This is a genomic window from Deltaproteobacteria bacterium (genome assembly GCA_035063765.1).
GTDB lineage: Bacteria > Myxococcota_A > UBA9160 > UBA9160 > PR03 > CAADGG01.
In genome coordinates, this window is record JAPSFT010000009.1 from 177,836 (window position 1) to 197,655 (window position 19,820).

Below are 19,820 nucleotides of genomic sequence, written 5' to 3' on the forward strand. Positions count from 1 at the left end.
GCTGGCCGGCCGCTAGGCCGGACCGGCTGGCCGGCCGCTGCGGCGGAGCGCGCGCCACGCCACGAGCAGCGAGACGGCGATCCCGTAGGCGATCGCCGCGAGCACGATCGCGAACTTGAGCGCGGCGCAGGCGGCGGCCCACGCCGCCCGGGTGCCGTCGGCGCCGGATTCGAGCTGCGCGAGGAGCTGGCGGTTCTCGACGGCGTCGAGCGCGCCGGCAGCCAGCAGCGCCCAGGCGAGGACGACCCCGAGGCGGGACGCACCGGGGCGTCCCGCGCGCCGCGCTCCCCAGGCCACCCAGGCCGAGAGCGCGACGACGTAGAGCGGGATGAAGACGGCGCCGTCCCAGAAGGTCTGGGTGCGCGCGGCCTCGCGGGCGGCGCCGTCCCAGGAGGCGAGGATCTCGCCCGCGCGCGCGGCCGTGCCCGCGAGCTCGAAGTCGACGATCCCGGACGGGCTCGCGGGCGTGACGAGCGGCCGCCCGAGCGCGGACATCCAGGCGCTCGCGGCGAGCAGCGCGAGCAGCAGGCCGAGCACGAGCCGCGACTCGAAGCGCGCGGGGAGCGGGATCGGGACGCGCGTGCCCCGCTTCGAGGACGTCACGCCATGAGGTCGCCGAGCGCGCGCAGCTCGGCGACGACCTCGTCGGGCAGGGTGGGAGGCTCGCGGCCGACGGCGCGGCAGCCGAGGATCACCTGCGCCGAACGCTCGATGATCTCGCAGCTGTCGGCGGCGCGGCGCAGGCTGCGGCCCGCGACGAGCAGGCCGTGGTTCACCATCAGCACGGCCCAGCTCCCGCGCGCGGCCTCGCCGACCGCCTTCGCGAGCGCCTCGCTGCCCGGCATCACGAAGGGCACCCGCGGCAGCTCGCCGAAGAAGGCCGCCTCGGTCGAGATCGGCAGGAAGGGGAGGCCGGCGTTGGCGAGGATCGTCGCGTGCGGCGCGTGCGCGTGCACGACGGCCTGCGCCTCGGGTCGGGCTTGATACACCGAACAGTGCATGAGGCGCTCGCTCGACGGGGCGGCCCCCGGGGTCTCGAGCGTCGCGCCGTCGAGCCCGACCCGGACCAGGATCTCGGGCCGCAGGTCGCCCTTGAAGAGCTGGCTCGGCGTGATCCAGAGCTCGTCGCGACCCGGAATCCGCACCGAGACGTTGCCGCCGGTCGCCGTGATCAGCCCCTGGGCGTAGAGCTCGCGCACGACCTCGACGAGCTCCTCGCGCAGCGCGTCCGGTGCCGACTCGGATCGCGGCGGATCCGCGCCGAGCGCCGCCAGGTCGCCGGGATCGCCGACCTCGTCACGCGCGGCGCCGTAGTGGCGCGAGAGCGCGGGCTGGATCTGCTGCAGGGTCATCGCCTTGGCGGCGTCGCCGGTGAAGGAGAGGCGGCCCTCCATCGCGGCCTGCATCGGGTTCAACCGCCCGGTGAACATCCCGTCGAGCACGTCGGCGGGCAGCGTGAGCTCCACCTCGGGGCGCCCGTCGGGCGCGCCGAGGGCGCCCGCGAGGCCGGCCCGCAGGCGCAGCCAGAACGCGAGGCCGAGGTCGTCGAGCCGGAAGTGCAGGGTCACGTCGTGGTCGCCCGCGAAGCGGGCCAGCTCCGGGTCGGCGAGCGCGCGCGCGACGAAGCCCGCGAGCAGCCGCTCCATGTGTGCCCGCACCGGGCCGGCAGCGGCCGCCGCGCGCGAGCTGCGGCCGGGCGCTGCGCCAGCGGGCGCGGCGGCACGCCGCTCGATCCCGGAGACGGCGGGTGTGGCGGCGTCGCGCTGGAGGTCGGAGACGGCGGGGGCGGGGCGGCCGGCGAGGGCGGCCAGGCGGGCGCCGTCGGGCGCGGGGCGCGGGGCGGTCCAGGAGAAGCCGTCGAGGGTCTCGGGGTTCCGGACGTGCAGGGGGCGCTCGCCGCGGACCAGGCGGGCCAGGTCGGCGGCGACGATGCGGCCCTGGTGGGCGCCCACCTCGTGGGTGTTGCCGCCGACGTGGGGCGTTGCGATCACGTGCGGGAGCTGGAGCAGCGGGTGGTCGGCGCCGGGCGGCTCGACGGCGAAGACGTCGAGCGCGGCGCCGGCGAGGTGGCCCTCGCGCAGCGCCGCGGCGAGCGCGTCCTCGTCGACCAGCGCGGCGCGCGCGGTGTTGATCAGGAACGAGCCCGGCCGCATGCGCGCGAGGCGCGCCGCGTCGAGCAGGCCGCGGGTCGCGGCCGTCACCGGCGCGTGGAGGCTCACGACGTGGCTCAGCGACAGGAGCTCGTCGAGCTCGAGCCACTCGGTGTCGGCGAGGGCCGCGGCCTCGGGCGAGACCAGGGGATCGTGGACCACGACGCGCACGCCGAAGCCGTGCAGGCGGCGCGCGACGCCGCGCCCGACCGCGCCGAGCCCGACGAGCCCGACCGTCTTGCCGCCGAGCTCGTGGCCGCGCAGCTGCGAGAAGGCCTGCCCCATCCGGCCCAGGTCGCCGGCCGCGATCCCGGGCTGGCGCAGGAAGGCCCCGGCCTCCGGCAGCTTGCGCAGGAGCGCGAGCGCGCAGGCCACGGTCAGGTCCGCCACGGCGTCGGCGTTGCGGCCGGGCGCGTGGAGGACCGGGATGCCGTAGGCGCTGCAGGCCTCGACGTCCACGTTGACCGCGTCACCCCGGCACGCGGCGACCACCCGCAGCGCCGGCAGGCGGGCGAGCGCGGCTGCGTCCACCACGTCCACCTCGGTCACGAACACCGCGAAGCCGGCGAGCGCCTCGACCAGCGCCGGTCCGGCCAGGAGCCGCATCGCCTCGCGGAAGGGCGCGTGCTCGACCGGGCCCAACGCGCGCAGCGCGGCGAGCGAGTCCGGATCGAGGTCCGCGGTCGCGAGGATGCGCGGCGTGACGCCCGCTTCGCCTGCGACGCTCGCCCGGGCCCGCTCGCGCAGGAGCTCCGGGAGCAGGCGCTCGCCGGCGGGCGCGTCGGCCGAGGCTCGCGCCTCGGCGTGGCGGCGCCACACATGATAGTGTCGATCGTAGGCCGCGAGGCGGGCGGGGTCGGGCTCCGCGGCGACGCCGTCGGGGGCGGCGAGCCGCGCCCCCTCGCCGAGGTCGCGGAACACGCCGGCCGCGACGCCCGCGCACAGCGCCGCACCGAGGGCGCTCGCCTCGGGCGCGGGCCCGGTGCGGATCGGCACGCCGAGGACATCGGCCAGCACCGCGAGCCAGGTGGCGCTCGCGCCCATGCCGCCGGCCGCATGGACGGCGTCGGGCGTCAGGCCCGCGACCCCCGCCGCCCGCGCGAGGTTCGCGCGCACGGAGAAGGCCGCGCCTTCGACGAAGGCGCGCGCCGCGAGCCGGCGCCGATCGGGATCGCCGGCCGCGACCAGCGGCGAGAACGCGAGGCTCGTGATCGGGAGCCCGAGCGCGCGCGGGTCCGAGGCCGGCGGGCCGAAGCAGGCGAGCGTGCCGGCCGCGCCCTGCGGCGCGCGCGCCGCCTCGGCGAAGAGCCTCGCGACCGGCCGCGGCGCACCCGGGAAGAGCATGCCGGCGGCCCAGTCGAGCGCCTCGCCGAGCGGCCCCGCGTTGCTCTCGAGCACCCAGCGGTCCGGCACCACGTGGCGCTCGGTCCAGACGCGCGCCTCGGGATCGACGATCGCCCGCTCGCAGACGAGCTGCACAGGAGCGCTGGTGCCCGTCACGAGCCCCGCAGCCCCGGCGGCGATCGCACCGGCTCCGAGCAGTGCGCACTGGGTGTCGGCGCCGCCGGCTGCCACCGCGAGGCCCGCGCGCAGGCCGAGCGCGCCCGCCGCCTCCGCGCCGAGCGCGCCGATCCGCGCTCCGGAGGCCACGATCGGCGGGAGCCAGGCGCGCGGGATCGCGTTCGCGTCGGCGAGATCCCCGGCCCACGCGTCGCGAGCCAGGTCGAAGAGGCCGCTCGTGCTCGCCTGCGAGAGATCGGTGGCGAGCGCGCCGCACAGCCGGAAGGCGATCCAGTCGGAGAGCGCGAGCGCGTGGGCGACCTGCGCCGCACGCTCCTCGCGTACGAGCCAGCGCAGGCGGGAGAGCAGCGAGAACGGGGCGGGTCCGTGGCCGGTGCGCGCGTGCAGCGCTGCTCCCTCCGCGGCGGGCTCGCCACACACGCCGGCGGGGCGCGCGTCGCGGCTCGGGGCCGCGAAGAGCGGCGTCCCGTCGCGAGCGATCACGACGTTCGCGAAGCGCATCGCCGAGGCCGCGACGCCACCGATCGAACCCGGCGCGACCCCCGCTCGCCCGACGGCCTCGCGGACGGCGGCTGCGATCGCCCGCCAGGCCGCGTCGAGGTCGAGATCGACGCCCATGCCGCCCGTTCCCGAGGCCGGCCGGTACGCCCAGGGATGGCGTGCGCTCGCGAGCGGCCCGCGCGCAGGGTCGAGGATCAGCGCGCGGATCCCGCTCCCGCCCGCATCGAGTCCCAGCAGCAGCTCGCTCGGCGCCATCTGGAGAGCCCCTCTGGTCGGCCGGATCCGGGGGCATGGTAGGTCGAGCCGGAGCCGATGGCTTTCACCCACCCGGGCGCGCGCGCACACGCGCCGTTAGGCTCCGCCCTCCATGCGTGCCGAGGCCTCGCTCCGCTCGCCCTTCGCCCGCCTGGGCGCATGGGTCGGCGCCCGGCCCCGGCGGATCGTCGCCGGCTTCGCGGGGATCCTCGCGCTCGCGGCCAGCTATGGCGCGTCGGTTGCCGACCATCTGCCGACCGCCGGCCTCGAGGTGATCGGGAGCGAGTCGGCCTGGGTGCGCGAGGAGTCGGCGCGCCGCTTCGGGCTGGGCTCCGCCGACGTCGTCGTGCTCTACCGCAACCCGGAAGGCGACGTGCGCGATCCCCTGTTCGGCTCGCGCATCGTGGACGCGCTCGACGCGGTGCTCGCCGACCCCGGCGTGCTCGGCGCCACCAGCCTCTACGACACCGCCTCCCCCGCGCTGGCCTCGCGCGACGGGCGCGAGACCCTCGTCACCCTCTCGCTCGGCGGCGACAGCACCCAGAAGCTCGCGACCTACCGGCGCATCGACCCGCTGCTGCGCGCCGTCGAGCCGCCGGTCGAGATCCGGATCGGGGGCCTGGTGCCGCTCTCGGGCGCGCTCCAGGACACCGCGCGCGCGGATGCCTTCCAGGCCGAGCGCGTGGCGCTGCCGATCGCCGGCCTCCTGACGCTGCTCTTCTTCCGCAGCGTCGTGGCCGCCCTGCTCCCGATCCTGATCGGTGGCTTCTCGGTGGCGCTCTCGGCGGCCGCCATGCGCTTCGGCACCCAGTTCACCGAGATCGCGATCTTCGCGATGAGCGTGGGCTCCTTCCTCGGGCTCGGGCTCTCGCTCGACTACGCGCTCCTCCTGGTGCAGCGCTTCCGCGAGGAGAGCGCGCGCCGGACGTCACCCGTCGAGGCGGTGGCCGCGACGATGGACACCGCGGGCCGGGCCGTCTTCGTCTCGGGCATGGCGGTGGCGATCAGCATGCTGGCGCTGCTCCAGGTGCCGATGGTGGTGCTGCGCAGCATCGCGATCGGCGGCGTCGCGGTCGTGACGAGCGCCCTGGTGGGGGCGCTGCTGCTGCTCCCGGCGCTGCTCGCCTGGCTCGGGCCGAACGTGAACCGCTGGGCGCTCCACCCGCTGGGCCGCTGGGCGGGGCGGCCGCCCGAGGAGATCGCGCCGAGCCCGTTCTGGCGCCGGGTCGGCGAGCTGTCGATGCGACACCCGGTTACGACAGCGCTCATCTGTGTCGTCGTGCTGCTGGTCCTGGCGAGCCCGGCCCTGCGCATGCGGGGGGCGATGCCCGACTCCCGGGCGCTGCCCCCCGACTCCGACGTGCGGGTGATCGACGAGCGGCTCTCCGACCCGCAGCGCTTCGATCCGGGTGCCGCCGCGGCGATCCCGGTGCTGGTCGAGACGCCGGCGCCGGCGCTCGCGCCCGCGAGCCTGCGGGCGCTGCGGGAGCTCACCCGCCGCATGGAGGCGCTGCCCGGCGTCGAGGGCGTGCGGGGAGCCTTCGACGAGCTGGACCCGGCGCTACCGGCCGGGGAGCTCGAGCGGCGCATGGCGCGCGAGCCGACGGCGTCGCTGCTCGCGCGCACCGTCGAGGGCTCGACCGCGCTGCTGATCGTGGACCATCCCTACTCGTGGCGGTCCGCCGAGGCGACGGCCCTGGTCGAGGCGCTGCGCGCCCTGCCCCGCGACGGGCTCGTGGTCGGCGTCGGAGGCCCGACGGCTCAGACCCTCGACCAGATGCACGCCCTGCGCCTCCACGGCACCGCCGCCGTCCTCACGATCGCCGCCCTGAACCTCGCGATCCTGCTCTTCGCCTTCCGCTCGATCGCGGTGCCGATCAAGGCGATCGTGATGAACGTGCTCTCGCTGGGGGCCAGCTACGGGCTCCTCGTGTGGGTGTTCCAGGAGGGCCACGGCCTCGGCTGGCTCGGTGCCGTCCCGCTCGACGGCATCGACTCGACCGTGCCGCTCGTGATGTTCGCGGTGATCTTCGGCCTCTCGATGGACTACGAGGTGTTCCTGCTGAGCCGGATCCGCGAGGAATGGCTGCGCAGCGGCGACAACCGCGAGAGCGTGATCCAGGGCCTCGCCTGCACCGGACGCATCATCACGAGCGCCGCGCTGATCCTGCTGGTCGTGGTGGGCGCCTTCGCGACCGGGGACATGATCTACGTCAAGCAGATGGGCCTCGGGATGGCGGTGGCCATCGCACTCGACGTGACGCTCGTGCGCGCGCTGCTGGTCCCGGCGACGATGCAGCTCCTCGGCGTCTGGAACTGGTGGCTGCCGCGCTGGCTGCGCGCGGGCGGCGTGGCCGCCGCGGAGGAGCGGCCGGCCGAGCCCTGAGCGGGCCGGCTAGGGCGCCGGGCGCAGCGCCACCATCACGTGGGTGAGCCACGGCACGTAGGTGACGAGCAGCACGCCGAGGGCCAGGATCGCCAGCATCGGCAGCGCGGCCCGCGCCACCTCGACGAGCGGGCGGTCGAAGCGCTGCGAGGCGAGCAGCAGGTTCAGTCCCATCGGCGGCATCAGGTAGCCGAGCTCGAGGTTCGCGATGAAGAGGATCCCGAGGTGGACCGGGTCGACGCCGTAGGAGAGCGCGATCGGCACGATCAGGGGCACCACGACGACGGTGGCGGCGAAGATGTCCATCACGGAGCCGACGACCAGCAGGAACAGGTTGAGCCCGATCAGGAACACCTCGCGCGAGGCGACGTGCGAGCGCGTCCAGTCGAGGAGCTGCGCCGGCACCTGCGCGTTCACGAGCCAGCCGGTGAGGCCGACCGCGACGCACAGGATGAGGAGCACGCTGCCCTTCAGGACGTTGCACTCGGTGAGGACGCGGAAGAGCTCGCGGGGCCCGAGGTCGCGGTGGACGAGGCCCTGGACCCCGAGCGCGTAGAGCGCCGCGACCGCCGCGGACTCGACCGTCGTGGCCCAGCCGCTGAAGAGCGCCGCCATCACCACCACCGGCAGGAGGAGCTCCCACTTCGCGGCCCACAGGGCGCGCGCGGCCTCGCCGGGCACGAAGGACACGCGGGGCGTCGTGCCGCGCAGGCCTTCGCGGACGCCCCAGGCGGCGATCAGGCTCGTCATCAGGAAGCCCGGCAGCAGGCCGCCCAGGAACAGGTCCTCGACCGGCACCTGCGCGACCACCGCGTAGAGGATCAACGGCAGGGCCGGCGGGAGCAGCAGCCCGAGCGATCCCGAAGCCGTGAGCAGGCCGAGCGAGAAGCGCTCGCGGTAGCCGTCGCGCAGGAGCGCGGGCAGGAGCAGCCCGCCGAGGGCCAGGATCGTGACGCCCGAGCCGCCCGTGAAGACGGTGAAGAAGGAGCAGAGCACGGCGCAGACCACGGCCGTGCCGCCCGGCATCCAGCCGAAGCAGGCGCGGAAGACGCGCAGCAGGCGCTCCGAGGAGCGGCCCGCCGCGAGCACCAGGCCGGCCAGCGTGAAGAGCGGGATCGCGGGCAGGGTGGGCGACACCGAGAGCGCGTAGGTCTCGACCAGGATCGCGGCGGGCGTCACGCCGTCGACCAGGTAGAGCCAGGCCGCGGCGCCGCCCAGGATCGCGAAGATCGGCGCGCCGAGGACGGCGGCGGCGAGCAGCGCGAGGAGCCCGGGCCAGGCCGGCACCCCGGCGGCGGACGGCCCCTTCCACCAGAGGAGGGTGCCGAGCGCGAGGCCGAGGAGGGCGAGCGTGCGCGCCGCGGGGGTCGTCCCGGCGCGCCAGACGAGGCGCAGCGCGATCGCCGCGAGGCCCGCCGGCATCACGAGCTGCGTCACCCAGGCGGGCACTCCGGCGGCGACGATCGTGCCGGCGTCGCGCGTGATGGCGATGAACTCACCCGAGGCGAGCGCGAGCAGCGTCGCCACGGCGGCGCCGATCGCGGCGGCGTAGACGCGGGCCGCGGCCCGCGGCCGGCCGGCCGGTACGAAGGTGGCGGCGGCGAGCGCGAGCAGCCGCCCGTCGCGCGCGGCCAGCGCCGCGCCGAGGAAGCCGACCCACAGGGTCAGGTGCTGCACGAAGGGCTGCGAGCCCGGGATGCCGACGCCGGCCAGCCGGCGCACGACGATCTCGGCGATCGGCAGCACGACCATGGCCACGAGCGCGAGGGCCGCCAGGCCCTCCTCGGCCGCCCGCAGCCGGCGGGTCACCGCGCGGCGCCGTGCTCGCGGCGGAAGGCGTCGCGCGCCGCACGGGCGCGCTCGAAGACCTCGGCCGGCACGTAGCTGCCGGCCATCAGCGCGGAGAACCGCTCGCCGGCCTCGCGCCAGGCCTCCGGGTCCGAGGGCGCCGACACCTCGAGGCCCCGCTTCTGCATCTCGGCGATCGCGTCGCGGTCCTGCTCCGGCACCTCGGTGCGCAGGCGCTCCTGCATGGCCTGGGCCGCCGTGCGGACCGCCTTCTGGTCGGCCTCGCTCATCGCCTTCCAGGCCTTGCGCGTCACGATCGTGGCGCCGACCAGGGGCGAGATCCCGATCTCGAGCATGTGGGGCGCGGTCCGGTACCACTGGAGCAGGAGGGCGGCGATCGGCGTGATCGGCACGGCCTCGATCAGGCCGGTGGTGAGGGCGGTCGGGATGTCGCTGAAGGCGAGCGGCCGCGGCTGGAAGCCGTTGGCCTTGTACCACTGCACCATCCGGTCGTCGCCGGTGGCGGTGTAGATCGGCAGCGCCTTCAGCTCGGCGAGCGTCGTGATCCGGCTCTTGCTGAACACCTGCAGCCAGCCGGCGTCGCCCCAGCCGAGCAGGACGAAGCCCTTCGCCTCGAGGCGCTTCTCGAGCTCGGGCGTGAGCGCCTGGCGCACGGCCTGGAGCTCGTCGTAGGAGTCGTAGAAGAACGGCACCGCGAAGACGTTGAAGCCGGGGTCGATCTGGCCGAGGCCGATCACGGTGAGGGCCGCGCCCTGGAGCACGTCGAGCCGCATCTTCGAGACGACCGTCGCCTCCTCGCCCTGCTGGCCGCTCGCGAAGACGGTGAGCGCGACGCGCCCGCCGGTCGCCTGGCGCCACTCGTCGCCCATCTGGCGCAGGTTCTTGTCCCAGATCGAGCCCTCGGGCACGAACGAGGCCAGCTTGATGGTCACCGGCCGGCCCTGGGCCGGGGCCGCGAGCGCGGGCGCGAGCAGCGCGAGGGTCAGGGCGAGCGTGCGGGCGGTCCTCATGGAGCGTCCCCCCCGGCCGGCGCGCCCGCGAAGAGCGCGCCGGCAGAAGCGAGCAGGTGGCGGGCGCGGCGCTGCGCGATCGCGTTGGCGAGGCGCTGGCTCGGGTCGCGCTCGGGATCGACGGCGAGCGCCTGCTCGAGCAGGCGCTCGAAGCCGGCACGGTCGCCGCCGGGCAGGGCCACGCCGACCGCGTAGCTCACGTAGGGTGCGGCACTGGCGCCCTCCGAGAGCTCGACGGCGCGCTCGAAGTGCTGGCGCGCGCGCGCGCGCGAGCCGCCCATCGCCTCGGGCACCGCGTCGAGCGAGATCAGCGCGGCGTGGATCGCGCCGTGGCCCCAGCTCTCGTCGAGCGCGAGCGCGCGCGCGAAGAGGGCGCGCACGGCCGGGAGGTCGGCGACCAGGTCGGGGCGGTCGAGCCCGAGCGCGATGGCGCCGCCCCAGGAGGCGCCGGTCCAGTAGAGCAGCGGGACGTCGGCGGGCTCCGCCCAGCCGAGCGCGTCCTCGGGCGCGCGCAGGAGCGCCTCGCCGACGCCCGGGTGGCGGAGCTCGAGGGCGCGCAGGCAGTCGTCGCGCCCGCGCGTGTAGAGCCTGCGCGCGCGCGTGCGCAGCGCCTCGACGCGCGCGTAGTCGGTATTGCCTGCGAGCTCGGCGTCGGCCTGCGGGAAGGCGTAGGCGTACTGCGTGAAGCCCGAGCAGGCGGAGAGCAGCAGGCCGCGATGCTCGGGCAGCTCGACGAGCAGCGCCTCGATCAGCTTCAGCGAGAAGGGCGCCGCGTCGCGGATCAGCTCCGGGTCGTCGTCGGAAGCGAAGACGGTGGGGCCCTCGCCCGCGAGCGAGTCGGCGAGCCCCGTCATCGCCAGGCGCCGGAACGAGCAGCCCGGCGCCGTTCCCAGCGCGAGCAGCAGCAGCGGGAGCAGGAGCCGAGGGGAACGGGTGCGCACGATCGAGCCTCGCCGGCAGCGGGTGTCCTGCTAGTCGAAGTAGCCCCAGGGATACTCGGGCTTCAGGATCGGCCGGTAGCCGGCCGGCACCGGGAAGGGAGCCGTCACGAACTCGTAGACGCCGACCAGCTCGCGGACCACGAGCTTCCCGAGGCCCTCGGCGAAGCCGAGCGTCACGCCCCAGCCGGCGCCCCGCTCGCGCGAGGTCTCGACCACGTTGCCGGGCACCTCGAGGAAGCCGCAGGTCATCGCCGCGAGGCCGCGGCCGAACTTGCGGCCGGCGCTGTGCGGCGCGGCCTCGGCCGCGGCCGGGAGCAGGCTCGCGAGGAGCGCGAGCCCGAAGGCCGCCCGCCGGATCCGGATCCCCATCGCTTCCCCCTTCTTCGCGCGCGAGCGCGCAGGCTAGTGCCTGCCGGCGGTGGGGTCGAGCGGTGGCCCGCCGCGGGTGCCGCGCGCCGGCTCGGGCAGCGTCACGGCGGCTGCGACGGGCCGGTACAGGTCCATGCTCCGCTGGAGCCGGCCGAGCACCTCGTAGGGGTCCTGACCGAGGCCTGCGAAGAGGTTGCAGACGTAGGTGAAGGTGAGGCTCCCCGGCCGCGAGAACTGCGGCTGCTCCTTGGCCGCGTAGCAGCCGAGGTTCGGGTCGGCTCCCGGGCCGGGTGCCAGCTCGGGGATCCGGAACACCAGCCGCCGCTCCGACCACGGCCCTTCGGGCGCCGGCGCGCTGCGCAGGTAGACGGCGTCGGAGGGGCGCGTCCCGGGAAAGCGCCCGCTGAGCTCCGGATGGCCGTAGAGGGCGAGCCAGCGACCCGACTCCGGATGGTGTCGGATGCTCATCTCGGAGGCGCTGTCGTCCATCACGACCCGGGCCTCGCCCGGGCGGAAGCCCGCGAGCCAGCGGCCGTCGCCCGCGAAGGTCTCGAGACGATCGGGAAGCTCGGCTGGCGTCGCCTCCAGGGCCGCCAGCGGCAGGCGGGTGAGGATGCGGGGATGCCGGCCATCGGCCTCCTCGCGCCAGGTGTACAGGTAGAGATGGGGCGCGGACAGCGCGAAGGCCGACATCGGAAACCCGGCCGTTCCGCGCGCGAGCGGCAGCACCTCGACCCGCCAGCGCTGCGGCTCGTCGCCGGGGTTCTCGATCCGCGCGAGCGCCGTGGCGCCGGTGCGGAAGGGCAGGGCGAGGGAGCCCTGCGGCGCGGAGCGCTCGACCTCGAGCAGACCCAGGTAGAGCCGGCTCTCGTGTACGAAGCCTCCGAAGAGCCACCACCAGCCGGCGCTGCCCCCGGGCCGCTCGAGGAAGGCCCGGGCGGTGCCGTCGGGCGCGCGGCCCCAGGCGTAGTCGATGGCGAAGCGCCCGCCGCGGCACTCGGAGATCCCGATCGAGTTGTGCACGAGGCTCGCGCCCACCCGGTCGGCCTGGTCCGGGCGACCGACGAAGGTGTCGCCGAAGAGCCAGACGCTGCGGCGGGACGAGAGCGGGACCGAGTAGGCGCCGTCGCCGCCGAGCCAGCCCTCCTGGTAGGGGAAGCGGGGCCAGCAGGCGTGCTGGGCCGGGGGCGCACCGGGGCCGCCCGGCGCGCCGAGGCCGGCACACGCGAACCCGCCGGCGAGCGCCCCGGCGAGAGCGGTGACCCGCAGCGAGGAGCGAAGGGACGTCATCGCGCGGCGGAGGCTAGCTGCTCCGCGATCGCGCGCGCGGCCGGCGCACGCACGGTGGCCGGGAGCACGGCTCGGCTAGACTCGGCGCCCACGCCACGAGGAGGACCGGGATGCCGCGCGCACGCGCCAACGGGATCGAGCTCGAGTACGAGAGCTTCGGGCGGGCGGGCGACCCGCCGCTCCTGCTGGTGATGGGCCTCGGCGCCCAGATGATCCTCTGGCACGACGAGTTCTGCGGCGCGCTCGCCGAGCGCGGCTTCCACGTCACCCGCTTCGACAACCGCGACGTCGGCCGCTCCACCTGGCTCGATGCCGCCGGCATGCCCGACGTGCTGGGCGCCCTCGCGGCCGCGGGTGCGGGGCAGCCGATCGACGCGCCCTACCGGCTCTCCGACATGGCGGGCGACGCCGTGGCGTTGCTCGACACCCTGGGCGCCGGGTCCGCCCACGTGGTGGGCGCGTCGATGGGCGGCATGATCGCCCAGACGCTCGCCATCGAGCACCCGGCGCGGGTGCGCACCCTCACCTCGATCATGTCCACGACCGGCCACCCGGGCCTGCCGCCCGCGCGCCCCGAGGCGATGGCGCTCCTGATGACGCCGATGCCGGCCGAGCGCGCCGCGCAGATCGAGCGCAGCGTCGAGGCCTCGCGTGTGATCGGGAGCCCGGCGTACCCGAGCGATCCGGCCGAGCTGCGCGCGCTCGCCGAGCGCGCCTACGACCGCGGCGTCAACCCGCCCGGCTTCGCGCGCCAGCTCGTCGCGATCCTGGCCTCGGGGAGCCGGCGCGCGGCGCTGGCCGGGGTGCGCGCTCCCACGCTCGTGATCCACGGCGACGCCGATCCGCTGGTGCCCGTCGAGGCGGGCCGCGACACGGCGGCGGCCGTGCCGGGCGCGCGCCTGCTCGAGCTCGCCGGCATGGGCCACGACCTGCCGCGCGCGCTCTGGCCGGCCGTGGTGGACGCGATCGTCGAGCACGCCGGGAAGGCCTGAAGCGGATCGGTGTCGGAAGCACGACCCCTGCCCGCGGCCGCCGACGCGGCGATCCGCCGCGCCCGCGCGGCCGGCGCGCTCTGCCCCCTCGCAACCGCCGCCGAGGAGATCCGCGAAGGCGGCCTGCGCTTCGCCGTGCGGATCCTGGCGGATCGGCCGCCGGTGGCGCCCGCCGGCCGGGCGGACGCCGACCCCTTCGCAGACCCCGACCCGGCGCTGGTCGTCGGCGCCGTGTCCGACACCCATCTCTGTCTCCTCAACAAGTTTCCGGTGCTCGAGCGCCACCTGCTCTTCGTGACCCGCTCGGCCGCGGCCCAGGAGGCCTGGCTCGACGCTGCCGACTGGGCCGCGCTGGCCGCAGGCCTCGCTGCGATCGACGGCCTCGGCTTCTACAACGCCGGTCCCCTCGCGGGCGCGAGCCAGCGTCACAAGCACCTCCAGCTCGTCCCGCTCCCGCTCGGGGCCGCGGCGCCCGCCGGCCGCGCGGACGCCCCCGCGCTGCCGATCGCGCCCTGGCTCGACGCGGCAGCGCCCGGACCGGGCCCGGTCGCCCTGCCGGGCGCGCCCTTCCCGAGCGCCTTCGTCCGGCTGGCTGCGGGCGCGTGGCGGGATCCGTCCGCGATCGCCGCCCGTGCCGACGCCGCGCTGGCGGCGGTCGGCGTGCGGCCCTGTCCGGGCGAGGACGGCCCCCGCCAGTCCGCGCCCTACAACCTGCTCGCGACGCGCACCTGGCTGCTCGCGGTGCCGCGCGCCCGCGCGGAGGTCGAGGGCATTCCCGTCAACGCGCTCGGCTTCGCGGGCTCGTTCGTGGTGCGCGACGGCGCGGGGCTGGCGCGCCTCCGCGCGCTCGGGCCGCTCGCGGTGCTGCGCGCGGCGGCGGGCTGATCGCTCACCCGCCCCCGAGCGCGGCGAGGAGCGCGCGCCGCTCGGCGGTGGCGTCGGCGAGCGGCGCGGCGCGCAGCCGCCCGACCTCGGTGGCGTCGTAGGGGACGAAGCCGGGCGCCGCGGCGGCGGGCGGGTCGAAGCGCGCGACCATCCAGTTGAGCAGCGCGGCGAGCGCGGCGTCGCCGAGCGGGGCGTGGGCCGCGCCCGGGACGCGCACCAGGTACTCGCGGCCGCCCGGAACCCCCAGGAAGCGCCCGACACCCGAGAGCGACGGAACCCGGTCCGGAGCGCCGCTGCCGTCCTCGAGGTGGCAGCCCATGCACTGGAGCACGTAGTCGAGGCGCGGGCCGGAGATCGCCTCCGCTCCTGCGCCGCCCGGGGCGAGCATCGTGGCCGCGAAGCTCGCCGCGAGGGCGAGCGCGCCGGCCGCGGAGCTCCCGGCGCGTGCCCGGCGCCTCACGGCTCTCCGGATCCCGCCGCGGCCGGCTCCGCGGGCGCGGCGACGGCGACGCCGAGCACGATCGCGGTGGAGCAGTGGTAGACGGTGCTCGGCGCGGCCACGCACCAGTTGATGTCGTTGCTCTTCTGGGGGAGGTAGGCCGGGCGATCGCCCTCGTTGCGGTGGCAGTAGCAGCGCGCGCAGAAGCTCTTGCCGCAGCAGTCGTTGTAGCTGATCACGTAGTGCTTGCCGTCGGCCGGGTTGCGGCAGGTGCCGATCCAGGTGACCGGCGACTGGACGGTGCCGGGCGGGCAGGTGGTGTGGCTGCCGCCGCAGCAGGAGCACAGGAAGCCGTCGATCGCGCAGTGGCGCCAGTACTCGCAGCTCGCGGGGTCGCCCGCGGGCCCCGCGATGCCCTCGGGCGCGGCGGCGGGCGGCTCCGCCGCCGAGACCCGCGACACCGGGAGCAGGGGCAGCGTGGCGCCGCCCGCCAGCGCGGCGCCGAGCCGGCCCAGGAAGCTGCGCCGCGAGAGCCCGCGCGCGAGGCGCCGCACCGCGTCCTCGGCGACGTGGTCGAGGCGCTGCGACAGCTCGCGCGGGCGGAGCCTGCTCATCGTCCTCCCTCGCCGGCGCGTGCCGCCGGCTCGTGCGAGCTTGCCACGAACTCCTGGATCGAGGCCACCCCGCGCGCCTGCGCCTCGAGCAGGCTCTCGAGGTGCTCGCGCGAGTTCACGAGCCCCTTGGCGCGCACGATCCCGCCGGCGTCGGCGAGCACCGCGTGGGGGAGCCGCCCGACGCCGTGGGCGAGGCCGAGCTCGGCCGACACGACGTAGGGGAAGCGATCGAGGCCGTGCTCGGCGGCGAAGTGGCGCTGGGCCGCCTCGTCACCGTCGCTCGCGAAGACCACCCGCAGGCGCGCGGCCTCCTCGGCGGCGACGCGCCGGACGACCGGGAGCAGCGACTTGCAGACCGGGCAGCCGGGCGCGACGAAGAGCAGGAGCGTTCCGCGCCCGTCCTCGCTCGGCCCGCCGAGCCGGATCGGGCGCCCCGCCAGGTCCGCTCCCGCCCACGCCGGGGCCGGGTCCCCGACCTGCGGCCCGCCGCGCAGGAGCAGCGCGCCGGCCGGCGCGAGGCGCTCGTGGAGCACCCCGATCTGGCGCGCGAGCGCGAAGACGAGCGCGGCCAGCGCCACCACCGCGAGCCACAGGAGCAGGTTCGAGACGACGAGCGCGCTCATGCCGCACCGGGCGGAGAGGCGAGCAGCCGCGTGGCGGCCGCGTGCGCGAAGGCTGCGAAGGCGAGGGCGCCGGCGATCGTGGCGCCGTCGAGCGCGCCGAGGGGGCGCGCCGCCACCGGCAGGAAGCCCGCCCCGGCGACGAGGAGCAGGCCGGCGTTGCGCGCGAGCAGGCCGCCGCCGAGCCCCACGTGCAGGGCGGGCCCGAAGCAGCCGCAGTCGATGTCGCGCCGGCCGCGCAGGAGGTTCAGCGCGATCGCGGCGCCGTAGAGCGCGAGCAGGGCGGCGGCGCCGACGAAGCCCCAGGGCCGGGCCGCGGGCGAGAGCAGGAGCGCCGCCGCGGCCGCCTCCGCCGCGGCGAGCCCCGGCGCCGCCAGCCCGGTCAGCACCCAGGGCACGAGCTGGTAGTCGCCGAGCGCGACCCGGAAGGCGTGGAGGTCGCGCAGCTTGTGGGCGGCGGCGCCCGCGAAGAGCAGCGCCAGGCCCCCGCGCAGCACGGCGTGCAGGGCGGGGTCGATCACCGCCACGGCGCCTGGAGCGTGGACGGCGCGAGCCCGACGTTCTCGAGGTAGCGCAGGAAGGCGCCGCTGCGCGCGTCCCAGACCCCGATCGTGCCGGCGGCCGACGACACGCCGAACAGGCGCGGCTCCGCATCCTGCGACACCGCGATGCTGTCGACCCCCGCGTTCGGGACGACCCGCTCGAGGAGCCACAGGAGCGGGTCGCTCTCGAGGCCGGTCATCTGGGCGAGGAAGGCCGCCTGCAGGTTGCGCAGCCCGATCGTCTGCACGCGCGTGCGGGTGGCGAGGTCGTAGACCCAGATCGCGCTGCCGGGGTGCTTGTGGCCGTCGGGGCCGCCCTGGTGGACGAGCGCATAGAGCCGGCCCGAGTCCTCGTGGACGGCCAGGTGCTGGGTGCCGCCGACCTGCCAGGAGTCGGCGCGGTCGGCGTCGTCGAAGAGCGACCAGCGCTCGCCGAAGCGGAGCGCCTCGCCCCCGACCTCCACCGGGTGGACCACGCCCGCGAAGCTCACGAAGAGCCACTCGTTGCCGCGGCGCACCGCCTTCTCGGTGACGGGGTCGGCCATCGGGTCGAAGTGCTTCGCGCTGCGCGTGCGGCCCTGCTCGGCGCCGCCCGCGTCGAGCGTCACCACGAGCAGGCTCCCGTCGCCGCACAGCATGAAGAAGCGGCGCGGGCCGGCGCCGTAGACGAGGCTGCAGCCGGGGGTCTGGATCTCGCCCACGAAGCGCCGCTCCGCCACGTCCACGATCGTGACCGAGGTGGCGGGCGAGTAGTTGAAGAGCGCGAGGAAGCGCCCGTCGTCGAGCAGCGTCGCGAGCGCCAGCGCGTGCACGATGTCGGCCCGGCGGGGCGGGATCGCCACCTCGGCGACGGGCGCGAGGGTCGCCACGTCGTAGATCGTGACGAGGTCGCTGCGCTCGCCGCGGCTGCCGCGGGAGTAGTAGGTCTCGGGCAGGTAGATCTCGCCGCGCGCCTGCGAGAAGACCGGCGCGATCGGGCCCACGCCGGCCGAGAGCATGCCGAGGAAGCGGCCGCTGTCGCCGTCGAGGAGCGCGGTGCGCGCGAGCACGAAGTCGGCGATCCAGACCTGGTGGGGCGCCGGCGCCGGGGCCGGCGCCACCTGCCCCACGGGCTCGCTCGGGAGCTCGGCACGGGTGGCGTGCGCGCAGAGGAGGAGGGCGAAGGCGACGGCGATCGGACCCGGGGCTCGCGGCATGGCCCCACTGTACCCGGCCGCCGCCCCCGGCGACGACCCCTTCCGGCCCGGGGTGGTGATATCCTGCCGATCCGTGGCGCCCCTCTGGCCCCTCCTCTTCGCGCTCGCCACCGGCCTCTTCGGCTGGCGCGTGCTGCGGCGCCACGGGACGCCCGTGGCGTACTGGGTCGGCGGCTGGACGGCGGCCGGCATCAGCGGCGCCCTCGCGCTCGTCGATCCGGAACGCTCCTCGCTCGCGCCCTCGACGCACGTGCTCGGTGCCTTCTTCGCGGGCCTGCTGGCCGGGGGTGCGCTCTCCTTCGCCGGCCGGCGGGTTCCCGACTGGCTGCTGCCCGCAGCCCTCACCTGGGGCTCTCTACGCACGATCGTGTCGATGGCGGGCTTCGACGCCTTCGCCTGGCTGCTCGCGTTCGCCTGGGAGCCGTGGGCGGTCGCGGCCGCGGCCGGCCTCGTCTGGCGCTCGGCCCGCGCCACCCGCTCGACGCGGGCGGAGCGTTGGCTCGGCCCCGCGCTCCTGGCGCTCGCGATCGTCGGGTCGCTGCACGTGGCGTGGCTGGCCAGCGGGCGGATGTCGGCGGCGCTGGTGGCGCTGTGGGTGCTCGTGGCGCCGCCCGTCCTCTGGCTCCAGATCCAGGCGAGCGCGGACCAGCTCCGCCGGCGCCTCGGCGAGCGGCTGCGGGCGACCGTCGCCGAGCGGACGGCGGAGCTGCGCGCCAGCGAGGAGCGCTACCGCGCCATCTCCGAGCTGAACGCGGACACGAGCTTCCGCGTCCGCATCGATTCCGAGCTGCGCCTGCGGCCCGAGTGGGTGGCGGGCGGGGTCGTGGCGATGGCGGGGGTCCAGGTCGAAAGGCTCGCCGATCACGGCTGGCTCGCGCTCCTGCCGGAGGAGCTCCGCGCCGTCGCGTACGAGGGCCTCGCGCGGCTGCCGGTCGGCGAGCGCTTCGACTTCGAGCAGAGCATCGTGGCGCTCGATGGGGGGCTCCGGCGGCTCGCGTTGCGCCTCGTGGTCGCCGGCCGCGACGCCGCGGGCGTGATCGACCTCCTGGGCTCGGCCTGCGAGGTCACCGCGCGCTACGACGCCGAGCAGCGGCAGCGCGCGCTCGAGGCCCACCTCGCGCAGATCCAGCGCCTCGAGAGCCTGGGCGTCCTGGCCGGCGGCATCGCGCACGACTTCAACAACCTGCTCACGGTGATCCGCGGGCACGTGCGCCTGGGCCTGGCCGAGCTGGCGGCCGAGGCGCCGCTGCGCCCGCGCCTCGAGCGGATCGGATTGGCGGCCGACCACGCCGCGGCGCTGACCGGGCAGATGCTGACCTACGCGGGCAAGGCGGCGCCCGCCCTGGCGCCGCTCGATCCCGGCGCCGTGGTGGGCTCGCTCGGCGAGCTGCTGCGCGCTTCGCTGCCGGCGGGGTGCACGCTCGAGATCACCTGCGCGCCCGGGCTCCCGGCCGTGGAAGGTGACCCGAGCCAGCTCGGCCAGGTGGCGATGAACCTGGTCCTCAATGCCGCCGATGCGCTGGGCGGGGAGCCGGGGCGGGTGGCGCTGCGGGTCGCCGCCGCCGAGCTCGACGAGCAGGCGCTCGCGGGCGCGCTCGGGCCCCGCAAGCTGGCGGCCGGCCGCTACGTGGTGCTCGAGGTCGCCGACGAGGGCTGCGGGATGGACGCCGCCACGGCCGCGCGCGTGTGCGAGCCCTTCTTCAGCACGAAGTTCTCGGGTCGCGGGCTCGGGATGGCGGCGGTGCTCGGCATCGTGCGCGCACACGGCGGCGGCCTCACGATCGAGTCGGCGCCCGGCCTGGGCACCACCGTGCGCGTCGCGCTCCCGGTGAGCGCGCGTCCGGCGCCCGCGCCGGCGATCGTCCCTCCGTCCTGCGCTCCGGCGCGGCCCGGCACCCGGCCCGTGCCGCCGGCCCCGCCGCGGGGGTGCGTGCTCGTGGTGGACGACGATCCCGCGGTGCGCGAGCTGGCCGCCGAGATGCTCACCCGCGCCGGCTTCGAGGTGGTCCGTGCGGACGGCGGCGCGGCGGCCGTGGCGACCGTCGTCGGCGGCCAGCGGGTCGATGCGGTGCTGCTCGACCTGGTGATGCCGGACCTCGGCGGCGAGGCCGCCTTCCTGCGCCTGCGCGCCGTGCGGCCGGATCTGCCCGTCGTGCTGGTCTCCGGCTACGACGACGAGCAGGCGAGCCAGCGCTTCGCGGCCCGCGGCCTCGCCGGCTTCCTGCGCAAGCCCTTCGAGCCGGACGAGGTGGTCGCGGCCGTCGCCGCGGCGCTCGGGAATCCGGGCTAGGGTCGCGCCC

Annotated in this window: 16 protein-coding genes; 4 read left to right on the plus strand and 12 right to left on the minus strand. The window is 76.5% G+C overall.

Going from position 1 to position 19,820, the window contains the following annotated elements; genetic code table 11:
- Window positions 1–12: 12 nt before the first annotated feature.
- Window positions 13–603 carry a hypothetical protein gene (locus OZ948_09455; GenBank protein MEB2344956.1) on the minus strand — a complete coding sequence of 197 codons (591 nt, stop codon included), beginning with the start codon at window positions 601–603 and terminating at the stop codon, window positions 13–15.
- A complete protein-coding gene (locus OZ948_09460) occupies window positions 600–4,427 on the minus strand; it encodes an NAD(P)-dependent oxidoreductase (protein ID MEB2344957.1) in 3,828 nt (1,275 codons plus the stop codon). The genes OZ948_09455 and OZ948_09460 overlap by 4 nt, the downstream gene beginning before the upstream one ends.
- A 112-nt stretch (window positions 4,428–4,539) precedes the next feature.
- On the opposite strand from OZ948_09460, the gene OZ948_09465 reads away from it, so the two are divergent.
- Window positions 4,540–6,813 (plus strand): MMPL family transporter, encoded by a 2,274-nt coding sequence (locus OZ948_09465; protein ID MEB2344958.1) that lies wholly within the window; start codon window positions 4,540–4,542, stop codon window positions 6,811–6,813.
- A 9-nt stretch (window positions 6,814–6,822) separates the two neighbouring features.
- Here the strand turns inward: OZ948_09465 and OZ948_09470 are convergent, their stop codons facing one another.
- Genes OZ948_09470 through OZ948_09490 form a run of 5 tightly spaced genes read right to left on the minus strand, consistent with a single transcriptional unit; the run spans window position 6,823 to window position 12,232 of the window.
- Entirely contained in the window at window positions 6,823–8,622 is a 1,800-nt protein-coding gene (locus tag OZ948_09470) for a TRAP transporter large permease subunit (GenBank protein ID MEB2344959.1), read from the minus strand.
- Window positions 8,619–9,632, minus strand: coding sequence for a TRAP transporter substrate-binding protein DctP (gene dctP / locus OZ948_09475; protein ID MEB2344960.1), 1,014 nt, complete (start codon window positions 9,630–9,632; stop codon window positions 8,619–8,621). The genes OZ948_09470 and dctP overlap by 4 nt, the downstream gene beginning before the upstream one ends.
- On the minus strand, window positions 9,629–10,573 hold the full coding sequence (locus OZ948_09480) for a TRAP transporter TatT component family protein (protein MEB2344961.1): 945 nt from the start codon (window positions 10,571–10,573) through the stop codon (window positions 9,629–9,631). The genes dctP and OZ948_09480 overlap by 4 nt, the downstream gene beginning before the upstream one ends.
- Window positions 10,574–10,603: 30 nt before the next feature.
- Complete coding sequence (locus OZ948_09485; protein MEB2344962.1) at window positions 10,604–10,942, minus strand: exosortase system-associated protein, TIGR04073 family; 339 nt, start codon at window positions 10,940–10,942, stop codon at window positions 10,604–10,606.
- A 33-nt stretch (window positions 10,943–10,975) separates the two neighbouring features.
- Window positions 10,976–12,232 carry a DUF4185 domain-containing protein gene (locus OZ948_09490; protein MEB2344963.1) on the minus strand — a complete coding sequence of 419 codons (1,257 nt, stop codon included), beginning with the start codon at window positions 12,230–12,232 and terminating at the stop codon, window positions 10,976–10,978.
- A gap of 110 nt (window positions 12,233–12,342) precedes the next feature.
- Here OZ948_09490 and OZ948_09495 point away from each other — a divergent pair, with 110 nt between their 5' ends.
- Both OZ948_09495 and OZ948_09500 read left to right on the plus strand, forming a co-directional pair.
- The gene (locus OZ948_09495) at window positions 12,343–13,224 is read left to right on the plus strand and encodes an alpha/beta fold hydrolase (protein MEB2344964.1); all 882 of its coding nucleotides are present in this window, start codon (window positions 12,343–12,345) and stop codon (window positions 13,222–13,224) included.
- Window positions 13,225–13,233: 9 nt separating this feature from the next.
- Complete coding sequence (locus OZ948_09500) at window positions 13,234–14,109, plus strand: phosphorylase (protein MEB2344965.1); 876 nt, start codon at window positions 13,234–13,236, stop codon at window positions 14,107–14,109.
- A gap of 4 nt (window positions 14,110–14,113) precedes the next feature.
- On the opposite strand, the gene OZ948_09505 is transcribed toward OZ948_09500, so the two are convergent.
- From OZ948_09505 to OZ948_09525, 5 genes are read right to left on the minus strand one after another with little or no spacing between them, the layout of a single operon-like run.
- Window positions 14,114–14,569, minus strand: a complete 456-nt coding sequence (locus tag OZ948_09505) for a hypothetical protein (GenBank protein MEB2344966.1) — start codon at window positions 14,567–14,569, stop codon at window positions 14,114–14,116.
- Window positions 14,566–15,162 carry a twin-arginine translocation signal domain-containing protein gene (locus OZ948_09510; GenBank protein MEB2344967.1) on the minus strand — a complete coding sequence of 199 codons (597 nt, stop codon included), beginning with the start codon at window positions 15,160–15,162 and terminating at the stop codon, window positions 14,566–14,568. The genes OZ948_09505 and OZ948_09510 overlap by 4 nt, the downstream gene beginning before the upstream one ends.
- Window positions 15,159–15,785, minus strand: coding sequence for a methylamine dehydrogenase accessory protein MauD (gene mauD, locus OZ948_09515; GenBank protein ID MEB2344968.1), 627 nt, complete (start codon window positions 15,783–15,785; stop codon window positions 15,159–15,161). Before mauD ends, OZ948_09510 begins: the two co-directional genes overlap by 4 nt.
- Window positions 15,782–16,303, minus strand: coding sequence for a methylamine utilization protein MauE (locus tag OZ948_09520; GenBank protein MEB2344969.1), 522 nt, complete (start codon window positions 16,301–16,303; stop codon window positions 15,782–15,784). Before OZ948_09520 ends, mauD begins: the two co-directional genes overlap by 4 nt.
- Window positions 16,300–17,520, minus strand: a complete 1,221-nt coding sequence (locus OZ948_09525; GenBank protein MEB2344970.1) for an amine dehydrogenase large subunit — start codon at window positions 17,518–17,520, stop codon at window positions 16,300–16,302. The genes OZ948_09520 and OZ948_09525 overlap by 4 nt, the downstream gene beginning before the upstream one ends.
- 73 nt (window positions 17,521–17,593) lie before the next feature.
- Between OZ948_09525 and OZ948_09530 the strand changes: the two genes are divergently transcribed.
- Window positions 17,594–19,810, plus strand: a complete 2,217-nt coding sequence (locus OZ948_09530; protein ID MEB2344971.1) for a response regulator — start codon at window positions 17,594–17,596, stop codon at window positions 19,808–19,810.
- Window positions 19,811–19,820: the final 10 nt, after the last annotated feature.

Excerpts from the sequence above, each read along its gene's own strand:
- mauD (MEB2344968.1), bottom strand. The coding sequence starts at position 15,785 with ATGAGCGCGCTCGTCGTCTCGAACCTGCTCCTGTGGCTCGCGGTGGTG.
- OZ948_09495 (MEB2344964.1), top strand. The coding sequence starts at position 12,343 with ATGCCGCGCGCACGCGCCAACGGGATCGAGCTCGAGTACGAGAGCTTC.
- dctP (MEB2344960.1), bottom strand. The coding sequence starts at position 9,632 with ATGAGGACCGCCCGCACGCTCGCCCTGACCCTCGCGCTGCTCGCGCCC.
- OZ948_09485 (MEB2344962.1), bottom strand. The coding sequence starts at position 10,942 with ATGGGGATCCGGATCCGGCGGGCGGCCTTCGGGCTCGCGCTCCTCGCG.
- OZ948_09490 (MEB2344963.1), bottom strand. The coding sequence starts at position 12,232 with ATGACGTCCCTTCGCTCCTCGCTGCGGGTCACCGCTCTCGCCGGGGCG.
- OZ948_09465 (MEB2344958.1), top strand. The coding sequence starts at position 4,540 with ATGCGTGCCGAGGCCTCGCTCCGCTCGCCCTTCGCCCGCCTGGGCGCA.
- OZ948_09510 (MEB2344967.1), bottom strand. The coding sequence starts at position 15,162 with ATGAGCAGGCTCCGCCCGCGCGAGCTGTCGCAGCGCCTCGACCACGTC.
- OZ948_09460 (MEB2344957.1), bottom strand. The coding sequence starts at position 4,427 with ATGGCGCCGAGCGAGCTGCTGCTGGGACTCGATGCGGGCGGGAGCGGG.
- OZ948_09525 (MEB2344970.1), bottom strand. The coding sequence starts at position 17,520 with ATGCCGCGAGCCCCGGGTCCGATCGCCGTCGCCTTCGCCCTCCTCCTC.